Source organism: Paraburkholderia sp. BR14374 (genome assembly GCF_040948685.1).
GTDB classification, from domain to species: Bacteria; Pseudomonadota; Gammaproteobacteria; order Burkholderiales; family Burkholderiaceae; genus Paraburkholderia; species Paraburkholderia youngii.
In genome coordinates this window covers 581,128-593,071 of record NZ_JBFPKF010000003.1, presented here as the reverse complement: position 1 = coordinate 593,071, position 11,944 = coordinate 581,128, and the positions used below count along the sequence as shown (strand labels likewise).

Sequence of the window (11,944 nt, the reverse complement as noted above, 5' to 3'; positions counted from 1 at the left end):
ACATGCGGCGACATGCGTCCATGCCCGGTGAGCGCGCCTTCCGGCGTGGGTAACGCCGGAATTCGCCCGCGTGCCGCCTTACCGTGAAGGCGGTGAGACACCGAAAAAGCGGCTTTTGGCCACGGAGGATCGCCGGCGCGAGGCCTGCGGTCCGGGCGGATGTCCCGGGCATGAATGCACGTTGAAAATATACCCGGAGCCCGGCTGGATAGGCTTCTTAAACGCATCCTCTGATGCCGCCTACTCGGAACGATCTTCACCTACAATATTGTTTAGCAAAATATTCTTCCACCATCGTTGATGAACACCCGAAACCGCCCGCTCGACGCCCTCGATCGCAAGATCATGCGCGAGCTTCAGAAGAACGCCCGGCTCAGCAATGCGGATCTTGCGGAACTGGTCGGCATGTCGACCACCGCGTGCTGGAATCGCACGCGGCAACTCGAAAACGAAGGGTATATCCGCGGCTATGTTGCCTTGCTCGATCAGCAGAAGCTCGGTTTCGCGGACGTCGTGCTGCTCGAAGTCACGCTGGACCGCCACGACGAAGACGCGCTCGCGCGCTTCGGCGCCGAACTCGCCACGCTCAGCGAAGTACTCGAAGCGTACCTGGTGTCTGGCGATTACGACTACCTGGTCAAGGTCGCGGTAGACGGCACCGCCGGCTACGAACGCTTTCTGCGCGAAAAGCTCTACAAGATCGCAGGCATTTGCCATAGCCGCTCGATGTTCGCGCTGCGCTGCATGAAGAGCATTCCATCGATCGCAATCTGATTGGCGATCAGCCTGCGCGCGCTTTAATGCGCGGCCCGCGAGGCGGCGATGATCGCGTCGGCCACCGCTTGCGGCTGACTCAGCATCGCGACATGGCTCGTGTCGACGCGCGTGATCTTCGCTTCGATGTGCTTCGCCATCTCCAGTTGCAAGGCCGGATCGATCATGCGGTCGCGGCCCGACACCACGAAATACGACGGCTTGTCATGCCAGGCGGCGTTCGTCACCTTGTCGTCGATACAGCCAGCGGCCCACGGCTGCTGGGTCGCCGCGATCAGGCGTTTCTGCGGCAGCGGCAGATCCTGCGCGAAGTCGTCGAGCACCGCGTGGGTCGATAGCGTCAGATAGCCGGCCGAGTCCTTGCGCAACTCGTTAGCCCAGACCGGAGCGGGTTTGTCTTTCGTGATGTCGGCGATGGACTGGCGGTTGTCCGGCGCAAATGCCGCGACGTATACGAGGCTCTTCACCTTGTCGTCGTTGCCGGCTTCGCTAACCACCACGCCGCCCCATGAATGGCCGACCAGAATCACAGGTCCGTTTTGCTGCGCGATCACGCGCCGGGTTGCGGCCACGTCGTCGGCGAGCGAACTCAGTGGATTCTGCACGGCCACGACATGCAGGCCGCGCGCTTCGAGCAACGGGATCACTTTGTCCCAGCTCGACCCGTCAGCGAAGGCGCCATGAACGAGCACGACGTTCTTGCCCTTCAGGTCGTCGGACGGCGCAGCCTGCGCGAACTCCGTGGCCTGCAATGCGAACAGTCCGCCCAGCAACAGAACGGAACCGAGAATTTTTTTCAGCAGCGTGGTCATCGTTTTTTCTCGTCAGGTGGGTTAAACAACGCGTCCGCGCGTCGACATGAATCGATGCGCGCGGACGGCTTGCTCATTTGTGTCGATCACGAATGCGCGTAGATGGAACCGAGGCCGACGACGTTGGAGCCGTCATATACGCGATCCGCCGCCGCATGTTTCATCGGCACGTGCGAGCCCGAAGCCGAACTGCCGTTCGCGACGCCGCCGTAGGCGGAAGCGTCATGGCCCGCGCTGATGCGCGTCTCGGCCGCCTCGATGTTCTGCGGGTATTGCGTGTTGTCGCTGGCCGGGTTGTAGCCGGCCTTTTGCAATTGGACCAGCTCCGCACGAACTTCAGCACGAGTGAGCGCTTGTTGCGGTTGCGATTGCGCAAACGAAACAACGGGAACAGCAACGAGTGCGGTGACGAGCAGCGATTGAACGAGTTTCATGAGTCTTCTCCGGGTATCAGAACATTCAGCGATCAACGAATCAGGAGTGCGCGTAGATCGAGCCAAGGCCGACAACGTTCGAGCCGTCGTTGGCTCCATGCGCAGCCGCATGCTTCATCGGCAGATGCGAGCTGGAAGCCGAGCTTCCATTCTCGACACCGCCGTACGCGGTAGCGTCCTTGCTGGCGCTGACCCGCGCTTCTGCCGCCTCGATGTTCTGCGGGTATTGCGCGTTGTCACTAGCCGGGCTATAGCCGGCCTTCTGCAACTGGACCACCTGCGCGCGAACTTCAGCGCGAGTGAGCGCGTGTTGCGGTTGCGATTGCGCGAACGAAACGACAGGAGCGGCGACGAGTGCGGCGACGAGCAGCGATTGAACGAGTTTCATGAGTCTTCTCCGGGTATCAAACCATCAGGGATAAGGATTGAGCGGAACACAAAGCCATCAATGCAGATACACTGTCATGCCCCGCCTGATTCACACGCAACGTCGTGAATCAACCTTGCGTGAAGACATTAGAACGCTCCAACGTATCTGCAATGTTTTCGTCACCCCCCATTTCTGCAAGCGTGTTTGTCTGCGTACGCCGTTGATACGTTGCGATACAAAACCCCGCTTCCGAACATGCGGCGCAGTGCCAGCGTCGCATGCGTCTCGCGAGTTGTGCGCGTGCTGCAAATGGCCCGCCCATGAAAAAACCCCGGCAGCCGTGCGTTCGGCTGCCGGGGTTCTGTTTAGAAGAGAAAAGCCGGCGAGCGCCGGCTCGATCAAAGGCGCGTGACGTCGAGAATCGCATCCGCAAAATCTTTCGGCGCTTCCTGCGGCAGGTTGTGGCCGATGCCGCCGCTGACGTTGCGGTGCTGATACTTGCCGGTAAACTTCTTCGCGTATGCAGCGGGTTCGGGATGCGCGGCGCCGTTCGCATCGCCTTCGAGCGTGATGGTCGGCACCGCGATCGTCGGTCCGGTCGCGAGGCGCTTTTCGAGTTCGTCGTATTGCGGCTCGCCCTGCGCGAGTCCCAGACGCCAGCGGTAGTTGTGAATCACCACGGCAACATGGTCCGGGTTATTGAACGATTCGGCGGAGCGCTCGAACGTGGCATCGTCGAAATTCCATTTCGGTGAGGCCGTATGCCAGATCAGCTTGTTGAAGTCATGACGGTTCGCTTCATAACCCGCGCGGCCACGCTCGGTGGCGAAATAGAACTGATACCACCACGCGAGCTCGGCCTTCGGCGGCAACGGCGCGCGGTTAGCCTCCTGGCTGCCGATCAGATATCCACTCACCGACACCATCGCCTTCACGCGTTGCGGCCACAGCGCGGCGACGATGTTCACCGTGCGCGCGCCCCAGTCGAAGCCACCGAGCACGGCCTTGTCGATTTTTAGCGCGTCCATCAGGTTGATGATGTCGACCGCGACCACCGCCTGTTGACCGTTGCGCGGCGTATCGGCCGACAGAAAACGCGTGCCGCCGTAGCCGCGCAGGTAAGGCACGATCACTCGATAACCGGCCGCCGTCAGCAACGGCGTTACTTCGGCAAAGCTGTAGATGTCGTAAGGCCAGCCGTGCAGCAGAATGACCACCGGTCCGTTCTGCGGACCTGCTTCCGCATAGCTGATGCTCAAGGTGCCTGCATTGATTGAGCGAATGTTCTGGAACGACGCCACGCGCGCGCCTGCTTTCGCATTGCCGGCCGTGTCGGCCGATTGCGCATGCGCGAGTCCGCTCAGTCCCAATTCGAGCAGGCTGATACCCGCAACCGCCGTTCCGAGAAAGCGGCGGCGACGGCTATTGATCTGATCCGACATGGTTGTTCTCCTTTGAGCCAAGCTTTGATACGGATTGGAATAAACGAATCGAATACTGCTTGAGACGAATGGTGACAGCGCAGGCTGTCATCAGGAAGAGCAACTAAGTCCACACATCGTTGCTTTGTAGGCAACGCTTGGCCCTGGTCGACTAACCAAATGCGTGAGGCCAACCAACAGCGCCTTCGCTATTTCAATGAGGTGCTCACGCCGGGACCGCTCGGCAGCCACCGCAGCGCGTCGACTCGTGAGCCGGTTTGTGTCGCAATGTATCTGCGCCGTGCGCGGACACACAACCTTGCAACCGCGCCTGATCGCCGACATAAACCAGATACGCGCGGGCGTTCCAATATGGTCATCCCAGCCAACGGAACGCCCATCATGCACAGTACCCTCGAAACTCCGCTCGCCCTGCTCGCCGGGTTGCTGACGATTGCCTCTCCCTGCGTACTGCCGGTGATGCCGATCCTGCTCGGCACTTCCGTCGAACAACCGAGCCGTACGCGGCCGCTCTTCATCGTTGCCGGCTTCATTCTGACCTTCGCGTCTTTCGCGCTGCTATTGGGCGCTGTGTCGAGCACCGTGCACGTCGCGCAACAGGTACTGCGCAATACCGGCATCGCGTTGCTCGCACTGTCCGGACTTCTGCGTATCTGGCCGCGCCCCTATGACTGGCTCGTCGCGCAACTGCAAGGACCGCTCGACCGGATCGGCGCGGCCATCGCTCCGGGCACGCAGCCGGGCAGCGGCAACGCGGGTGGCTTCGTGCTCGGCATGTCGCTCGGCGCGGTATGGACACCCTGCGCCGGACCCGTGCTCGCGTCGATTCTCGTGCTCGTCGTGAAAGCTCAGGACCTCGGTTGGTCGGCCCTGCTGCTCACGCTGTATGCGATCGGCGCAGCGATTCCAATGCTCGCGATCATCTATGGCGGACATTACGTGACGCGTCACGTACGTGTCGTCTCGCGTCACGCAGAGCGTCTGCAACAGGTATTCGGCGTACTGGTGATGCTGACCGCACTCGCCATCTATTTGCAGTACGACGTGCTGCTGTACGCGCGGCTCGCCGGCCTTTTCCCCTCACTCAAAGGACTTTGACATGACTACCCGATTGAAAAGCTTCGCACTGTCCGCCGCGTTTGCCGCTTGCGCGTTGATCGCGGCGAGTACGGCCGCGATCGCCGCGCCGCAGGAAAGCGGGCCGCCTGCACCCGAGCTCACAGGCATCACGCAATGGCTCAATAGCGAGCCGCTTAAATTGCAGCAGTTGCGCGGCAAAGTAGTACTCGTCGACTTCTGGACCTATAGCTGCATCAATTGCGCCAACACGCTGCCTTACGTGAAAAGCTGGAACCAGAAGTACAAGGATCAGGGGCTCACGGTGATCGGCGTGCATACGCCCGAATATCCGTTCGAACGCGACACCGGCAATGTGAAGACCGCGCTCAAGCGGCTCGGCATCACCTATCCGGTTGCGCAGGACAACCAGTACGCGACCTGGAATGCGTATAACAACCAGTACTGGCCCGCGTTCTATCTGATCGACAAGCAAGGTCATATCGTCTACTCGCACTTTGGAGAAGGCGACTATGCGCAGACCGAAGCGAAGATTCAGGCGCTGCTCGCGCAGAAGAACTGACGAAGCGCTCCGTCGCGATGACGCTGGTCGCGACGATCAGACTACATCGAGCTGTGATCGCACAAGCCCGCCTGAACCGAATCGTCGGGCCAGGCGGGCTTCTCTTCGTCCACCAAACCCTGCTCCAGATTCGCTGCCGGCGACGCTTTCAAGGTGTAAAACGGACCCTTCGCGCCCGGGCTGGACGAGCGTATTCGTCAAGACTTTTCCAATGGTACTATCGGCTGTCATTGCCGTTATTGTCCTTCTGGCCTTCGATCTCCGCATGACCTCTTCTCAGGAGAACCAACCCATGTCAGTACCGTCGCGGCTGTACAAAGCGGTTATTGGTAGCTTGCTCGTGCTGGAAACGATGGGCGCTCACGCGGCCATCAACCTTGGATTCCTGAGCGATACGCCGATCAGTCTGATGCGGCAAGCGGACATCGCGTCGATCCAGTCCGCAGTGAATCAGGCGCTCGATACCAAGCAGGATGGCGAAACACTCGACTGGACGAACGAGGCCACGCGCAACAGGCCTCGTGTCCACGCGACGATCACGCCTTCACACACGGTCAAGGAAGAAGCGCGAACATGCCGGGTCGCGGCAATCGACCTCAGTGCAAGAGGACAAACGATGCATCTCACTCCACGATTCTGCCGGTCCGGTTCGGACAATTGGGAATTTCAGCGCCGCCACTGAATACTCGAAGATTCGGCGTTCATCGATCCGGCGGGCTGGCCCTCGCTACGCCCGCTCGTCGCATCGCTATCTTAGTTCGACCGATCATTTCCGCACTCCGCTCCCGCATTTGCCATCCTCGTTCGCAGCAGATACTCTGTGCTGGCTTGACTCTCACGTCGCCAATTGTGAACTGTAGTCAGACGGCGGCTTTCGATGCACCGTGGTCCACGTCATGGGGTGAGCTATGCCTTCAGGAAAGTATCTTGGCAATAAAATAGTCAGTCCATCTTCCTCATGTCTTTGTGACAAGTCACAAGTGCAATATGCAAACCGCCGTATTAGCGCCGATCTGTCGCGCCGCGGTTTTGTCACTGGTCTCGCCGCCTCGATGTTGAGTCTGGTACTGCCCGGGCTCAGCAATGCCCAAACCACCGTGCCGCCAGCACCGCCTGCGAAGCCGGTGCTATTCACGAACTTCCGTTTGTTCGATGGCAAATCGTCGACGTTGCGTGACGGCCTCTATATGGTTGTCGAGGGTGACAGCATCAGCCAGTTGGGTCGAGGTCAACCGGCTTCGATCGACGGCAAAACGCTGGTCGATTGCGGTGGCAAGGTGATGATGCCCGGCATGATCGACATGCACTGGCATGCGCTGCTCGCGGCGGTGCCGGTTCAGGTCATCCTTCAATCGGACATTTCACTCGTCCATATCGCGGCAAGCGCTGAAGCGGAACGCACGCTACTGCGCGGCTTCACGACGATCCGCGACGCGGGCGGCCCGTCATTCGCGCTGAAGCAGGCAATCGATAGCGGCATGATTTCCGGACCGCGCATCTATCCGTCTGGCGCGATGATCACGACCACTGGCGGTCACGGCGATTTCCGCGCACTGACCGAGCTGCCGCGCACCAGCAGCCAGGTCACCCAATTGGAGCGGGACGGTGGCTTCGCAATCGCCGACACCGAGGACGAAGTCCGCTTGCGCGTGCGCGAGCAGTTCATCCAGGGCGCGACGCAGATCAAGCTGGTCGGCTCCGGTGGCGTATCGACGCCGCGCAGTCCGCTCGACATGCTCACCTTTACCGAAAAGCAGTTGCGCGCGGCCGTCGAAACAGCGGCCGACTGGGGTACCTATGTCCTCACGCATGCGTACATGCCAGAAGCGGTTCAGCGCTCCGTTGCGGCGGGCGTGCAGTGCGTCGAGCACGGTCATCTGATGGACGACAAGACTGCGGCGTTGATGGCGAAGAACGGCACGTGGTTGAGCACGCAGCCGTTCGTCAACGAAGACGACGTGGGCCCGCTCGCCCCACAGAGCCGCGAGAAATTTCTCGAAGTGATCGCGGGCACCGATCGCGCTTTCAAACTCGCGCGCAAGCATGGCATCAAGGTCGCATTCGGCACGGACCTGATCTTTTCGCAGACCGTGGCCGCAGGGCAAGGCAGGATGCTCACGCATATGAAGCGGTGGTACAACGGAGCTGAGGCATTGACCATGGCAACGGGCACCAATGGACAACTACTCGCGCTGTCCGGGCACCGCAATCCGTATCCGCGCAAGCTCGGCGTACTCGAAGAAGGTGCATACGCCGATCTGCTTCTCGTCGATGGCAATCCGCTCGAGAATCTCGACCTGATGGCTAACCCGGAGCAGAACCTGCGGGTCGTGATGAAGGATGGAAAGTTCTACAAGAACACGCTGAAAGGGTAATCGGTAATACAAGCGGGCGCGCAACTTCGCGCGCCCGCGATCGCTAGGACGTCACACTATTTAGCCATGCCCCTGCAGACGGATGTCGCGCGACGATGCGCCGACGTACACCGTGCTGCCAGGTACATAGCGCCAACGGTTGTTCGTGGTGTCCCACACGCTCTGCATGCGCTGCGTCACGACCACGTGCACGCGACGCGATTCGCCCGGGTTCAGACCAACCTTGTCCCAGCCGACGAGACGCCGCGGCGGCTCACCCTGATACGGTACGCCGAGATACACCTGCGGCACTTCGGCACCGGCGACGCGCCCATCGTTACGCACGTTGAACGACACATCGATCAGACCGTCGGGCAGATGCTGAACCGATAGACCCGAGTACGCGAAGTGCGTGTACGACAGGCCGTAGCCGAACTCGAACATCGGCGTGATGTTCTGCGAGTCGTACCAGCGATAGCCCATATCGAGCTTCTCGGAGTACACCGGGTTCGCCGCAAACGCGCCATTCGTGCCCCACGTCGGCGTGTCCTGGTCGCGTACCGGGAACGTGACGGGCAGCTTGCCGGAAGGATTGACCTTGCCGAACAGCACGTTCGCAATCGCGTTGCCGCCGCCTTCGCCCGGATACCATGCTTCGACGATCGCCGACACGCTGTCCTTCCACGGCATCAGCACCGGGTTGCCGCTTTCGACGACGACGATCGTATGCGGATTGGCCGCCGCAACCGCTTCGACGAGTGCATCCTGGTTGGTCGGATTCGCGAGGCCCAGGCTCGGCAGATCGCCGATATCCTCGCCGGCCGGCTGCGCTACCACGACGATCGCGACGTCGGAGTTCGCGGCCAGCGTTGCTGCCTGGGTGATCTGCTGCTGCGTATAGGCGGCAAACGGCGACTGCTGATCGCTGTTGCCGGCAAAGGTCACCGTGGCCTGCGGCGCGAGCGCCTTGATCGCCGACACGATCGGCGTGTTCAGCTTCAGCCACGGGTTGGTCCACCAGCTGCAGCCCGTCTCGGTGCCGAACGTCAAGCCGCCGCAACCGGCGAACGCGCCCGTCACCGGATCGCGGGTGTTGCCCGAACCGCCGCCCGTCAACACCGCCGCGTCAGCGTGCCCGCCGATCACCGCGATACGCGACAGCGAACCGGCGGACAGCGGCAACTGATTGCCGGCGTTCGTCAGCAGTACCATCGACTGCTCTTCGACCGACTGCGTAAAGGCTCTTGCGGCCGAGAAGTCGATGGTCGCGCCACCCTTCGGCGGATCGTCCATCACACCCGTGCGGATCATCACGTACAGCTTGCGCTCGACCATGTCGTCGAGGCGCGCGGTCGACACCGAGCCGTTCGCGATCGCCTGCTTGACCAGCGTGGGCGTCAGATAGACGGTCGAACCGACGTCTTCTTCCTCGTCGAGACCGGCATTGATCGCGGAGGCAGTGCTATGCGTCGCGCCCCAGTCCGACTGCACCTGACCTTCGAAGTGCCAGTCGTTCTTCAGCACGTCGTTGAGAATGTGCGAGTTCTCGCAGGCATAGGTGCCGTTGACCTCGTTGTAGCTGCACATCACGCTGCCCGGCTGCGCGCGCCGCGCGGCGATTTCGAACGGCAGCAGATAGAGCTCGCGCATCGTGCGCTCGTCGATCTGGCTGTTGCCGCCGCCGCGGTTGTGTTCCTGCTCGTTGCCCATGTAGTGCTTGATCGTCGCGATGACCTTCTGGCTTTGCGTGCCGTCGGTGCGTTCGGCGAGCATCTCACCGGCGAGCACCGGATCTTCGCCGAGATACTCGAAGAGCCGGCCACCGCGCGGCTCACGCGCAAGGTTGGTGCCACCGCCGAGGCCCATGCCGAAGCCCTGCTGACGCAACTGGATCGCGATCTGCTTGCCGAAGTTCCACGACAGCGCGCGGTCCCAACTCGCCGCCACCGCGAGCGTCGCCGGGAAGGTCGTCGATGGCTGGTTGGTGCTGCCCGAACCGGTGGCTGAGTCGACCATGTTCAGGTCGGGAATGCCGAGACGCGGCACGCCCTGAATGTAGCCCGCGCCGCCGCCCGGCACGGCGGACATCGCGTACTCCGAATGAATGAACTGCAGTTTTTCGTCGATCGTCATCTTGTTGACGAGCGTTTCCGCGCGCCGATGCGCGGCCGCCGACGCGAACGCGTTCAGCACCGTCGACATGGGTGCGAAGTCGAGACCAGGAGTGGGCATTTCCGCGTGCGCAGCAGCGCTCACGGCCGCCGCTATCGCGACGGCCGGCCATAGTTTCTTCTGCATAGGTGTCTCTCCGAAATTGTGCTCTTCTTGGGACAACGGAGCGCGTCGAGTGGGTGGAAAGCGGACGCGAAAACAGGCATGCAGCGATGACTGCAAACGTTTGCCTGTTGGAAGAAGAATCAGCGCAGCTGGATGGGCTGTAGCGAGTCTCCGTGGTGAGTAATGTATGAATGTAGTCTGACTACAGCATCGGTAGTTTTACTAATACGCGTAATTTTATGCGTAATGGGGCTAAGGCCTTTTCTTACATAATCCAATTGAAAGTTATTGAATCAAATCGAATAAAGAAAGCGGAAATTGTTATTCGAGGTTTGATTGGCAATCGTGAATGCGGAAAACGTACGCGACCAGCGAGGCATTTCGTTGTTCGCCAGACCCAGGCTGACGAACCGCGCTCGCTCGTAGCTCAATCGCGCGCGCTGACAACAAGCCAATCTCAAAAATCGGATTCTCCCGATATGGGCGGCTGACCGCTCTCCATAGACTAAAGGCTCTTCCTACCGGGTTGTATGGCGCGAAAGAGAACCCTCTGTCGGTTTATCGGGTTTTCGCGGCGTTTCAAGCGATGTCATTCATCCCTGCAGCCCTTTTTCCGACTGCGAGGTTTTGAAAATGATGCGCTCGCGCTATTTACGTCACGTCTGTTCCTGCGCTCAGGCCATTTCCACCAAGGTGGGTAACTCGGCGTATTGTCGATTTAAGTCCCCAGCGGCTGCCGGATTGCTGTGCGGCATGATTGCGATGCTGAGTACGTCCGACGGGGTGACGGAAGCGAAGATCGCCAGCCGCGTGAACGCATCAAGCGCAAGCCAACCCTCTTTGGCCTTGACGGTGACTGCGCCGGCCGCGAATGAATCTGTTAGCAGAAACAGTCGCAGTCAGTTAGCCGACGCTGCCCCGTTTGTCATGCCGGAGGTCGACAGCGGTTTCTACGCGGGACGGATCGAAGGCACGTTGCGCGACACCCTGGCACGCGCCAGCGTGCCAGAGGAGATACAACAGCAGATCGCGCATCTTTTCGCTCCTCGTCTCGACGTCACCGCGCCTGCGCACAAGGACGACACGTATCATGTCCTCTATGGACACGACGATACGAACGTACAGCGCAAGCGTCTAACTGCCGTCGAGCTCCGCTCGGGCGGTGAGGTCCACCAGGCCGTGTGGTTCATCGCGCCGGGACGCACCGATGGACACTACTATTCATTCGACGGGCGCAGGCTTGCCACCAAGCCATTTTCCATGCCTGTCGATCACGTTCGGCTCAGTTCGCCATTCGGTTACCGGAACCATCCGGTCAAGGGCAAACAGATGATGCACACAGGTGTGGACTTTGCCGCACCGAAGGGAACACCTGTCGGCGCGGCCGCCTCAGGAACCGTGCGATTCATTGGCTTCAAAGCCGGTTACGGCAACATCGTCGTACTCAGTCATCCGCGAGGCTTTACGACGCACTACGCGCACCTGTCCGCGTTCGCCCGCGATTTGCGTGTCGGTAAGCCGGTGACCGAAGGACAACCACTCGGCGCGGTAGGCAGTACCGGCACGGCCACCGGGCCCCATCTGCATTTTGAGGTGCGTGAGTATGGTCGACCGATCGATCCGCTCGTGTTGACAAGCCAAACCCGCTTTGCGCCGCTCACGACCAGTCAGCAGATCGCGTTCGACAGCATGACGGGCGCCCTGCGTGAACAACTGGCGGCATTGCCTCTAGATAGACCAGCGGGCAGGATGGCGTCGAATGCCGAAACCACGCCGAACATTCCTGAAAAGCAGCAAAGCTCGTTGACTTGAAGCACGAGGCAATGGCCTGGTATTGACACC

At 60.7% G+C, this 11,944-nt stretch carries 11 protein-coding genes; 6 read left to right on the top strand and 5 right to left on the bottom strand.

The window, feature by feature from the left end; all coding sequences use genetic code 11:
- Positions 1 to 300: 300 nt before the first annotated feature.
- Entirely contained in the window at positions 301 to 774 is a 474-nt protein-coding gene (locus AB3X86_RS09895) for an Lrp/AsnC family transcriptional regulator (protein WP_368595810.1), read from the top strand.
- Positions 775 to 797: 23 nt separating this feature from the next.
- On the opposite strand, the gene AB3X86_RS09890 is transcribed toward AB3X86_RS09895, so the two are convergent.
- The 4 genes from AB3X86_RS09890 to AB3X86_RS09875 all read right to left on the bottom strand — a co-directional run bounded on the left by AB3X86_RS09890 (position 798) and on the right by AB3X86_RS09875 (position 3,832).
- Positions 798 to 1,586 (bottom strand): alpha/beta fold hydrolase, encoded by a 789-nt coding sequence (locus AB3X86_RS09890; RefSeq protein WP_368595809.1) that lies wholly within the window; start codon positions 1,584 to 1,586, stop codon positions 798 to 800.
- Positions 1,587 to 1,672: 86 nt separating this feature from the next.
- Complete coding sequence (locus tag AB3X86_RS09885; RefSeq protein WP_368595808.1) at positions 1,673 to 2,020, bottom strand: DUF4148 domain-containing protein; 348 nt, start codon at positions 2,018 to 2,020, stop codon at positions 1,673 to 1,675.
- A gap of 40 nt (positions 2,021 to 2,060) precedes the next feature.
- The gene (locus AB3X86_RS09880) at positions 2,061 to 2,408 is read right to left on the bottom strand and encodes a DUF4148 domain-containing protein (protein ID WP_176382911.1); all 348 of its coding nucleotides are present in this window, start codon (positions 2,406 to 2,408) and stop codon (positions 2,061 to 2,063) included.
- Positions 2,409 to 2,788: 380 nt separating this feature from the next.
- A complete protein-coding gene (locus AB3X86_RS09875; RefSeq protein WP_368595807.1) occupies positions 2,789 to 3,832 on the bottom strand; it encodes an alpha/beta fold hydrolase in 1,044 nt (347 codons plus the stop codon).
- 381 nt (positions 3,833 to 4,213) lie between these two features.
- Between AB3X86_RS09875 and AB3X86_RS09870 the strand changes: the two genes are divergently transcribed.
- The 4 genes from AB3X86_RS09870 (at position 4,214) to AB3X86_RS09855 (ending at position 7,846) form a co-directional block, all read left to right on the top strand.
- Positions 4,214 to 4,930, top strand: a complete 717-nt coding sequence (locus AB3X86_RS09870; RefSeq protein WP_176125871.1) for a cytochrome c biogenesis CcdA family protein — start codon at positions 4,214 to 4,216, stop codon at positions 4,928 to 4,930.
- A 1-nt stretch (position 4,931) separates the two neighbouring features.
- Entirely contained in the window at positions 4,932 to 5,471 is a 540-nt protein-coding gene (locus tag AB3X86_RS09865; RefSeq protein WP_176382915.1) for a thioredoxin family protein, read from the top strand.
- Positions 5,472 to 5,736: 265 nt separating this feature from the next.
- Positions 5,737 to 6,153, top strand: a complete 417-nt coding sequence (locus AB3X86_RS09860) for a hypothetical protein (RefSeq protein ID WP_368595806.1) — start codon at positions 5,737 to 5,739, stop codon at positions 6,151 to 6,153.
- Positions 6,154 to 6,523: 370 nt separating this feature from the next.
- Positions 6,524 to 7,846, top strand: a complete 1,323-nt coding sequence (locus AB3X86_RS09855; protein WP_368595805.1) for an amidohydrolase family protein — start codon at positions 6,524 to 6,526, stop codon at positions 7,844 to 7,846.
- A 60-nt stretch (positions 7,847 to 7,906) separates the two neighbouring features.
- On the opposite strand, the gene AB3X86_RS09850 is transcribed toward AB3X86_RS09855, so the two are convergent.
- A complete protein-coding gene (locus tag AB3X86_RS09850) occupies positions 7,907 to 10,123 on the bottom strand; it encodes a beta-glucosidase (RefSeq protein WP_368595804.1) in 2,217 nt (738 codons plus the stop codon).
- A gap of 732 nt (positions 10,124 to 10,855) precedes the next feature.
- On the opposite strand from AB3X86_RS09850, the gene AB3X86_RS09845 reads away from it, so the two are divergent.
- Positions 10,856 to 11,914: a M23 family metallopeptidase gene (locus AB3X86_RS09845; RefSeq protein WP_368595803.1), complete on the top strand. Its 1,059-nt coding sequence runs from the start codon at positions 10,856 to 10,858 to the stop codon at positions 11,912 to 11,914.
- The last annotated feature ends 30 nt before the right edge of the window (positions 11,915 to 11,944 follow it).

Bases quoted from the DNA above. Each gene is read 5' to 3' on its own strand.
- AB3X86_RS09890 (WP_368595809.1), bottom strand. From the start codon at position 1,586: ATGACCACGCTGCTGAAAAAAATTCTCGGTTCCGTTCTGTTGCTGGGC.
- AB3X86_RS09895 (WP_368595810.1), top strand. From the start codon at position 301: ATGAACACCCGAAACCGCCCGCTCGACGCCCTCGATCGCAAGATCATG.
- AB3X86_RS09875 (WP_368595807.1), bottom strand. From the start codon at position 3,832: ATGTCGGATCAGATCAATAGCCGTCGCCGCCGCTTTCTCGGAACGGCG.
- AB3X86_RS09845 (WP_368595803.1), top strand. From the start codon at position 10,856: ATGATTGCGATGCTGAGTACGTCCGACGGGGTGACGGAAGCGAAGATC.
- AB3X86_RS09850 (WP_368595804.1), bottom strand. From the start codon at position 10,123: ATGCAGAAGAAACTATGGCCGGCCGTCGCGATAGCGGCGGCCGTGAGC.
- AB3X86_RS09865 (WP_176382915.1), top strand. From the start codon at position 4,932: ATGACTACCCGATTGAAAAGCTTCGCACTGTCCGCCGCGTTTGCCGCT.
- AB3X86_RS09885 (WP_368595808.1), bottom strand. From the start codon at position 2,020: ATGAAACTCGTTCAATCGCTGCTCGTCACCGCACTCGTTGCTGTTCCC.
- AB3X86_RS09880 (WP_176382911.1), bottom strand. From the start codon at position 2,408: ATGAAACTCGTTCAATCGCTGCTCGTCGCCGCACTCGTCGCCGCTCCT.
- AB3X86_RS09855 (WP_368595805.1), top strand. From the start codon at position 6,524: ATGTTGAGTCTGGTACTGCCCGGGCTCAGCAATGCCCAAACCACCGTG.
- AB3X86_RS09870 (WP_176125871.1), top strand. From the start codon at position 4,214: ATGCACAGTACCCTCGAAACTCCGCTCGCCCTGCTCGCCGGGTTGCTG.
- AB3X86_RS09860 (WP_368595806.1), top strand. From the start codon at position 5,737: ATGACCTCTTCTCAGGAGAACCAACCCATGTCAGTACCGTCGCGGCTG.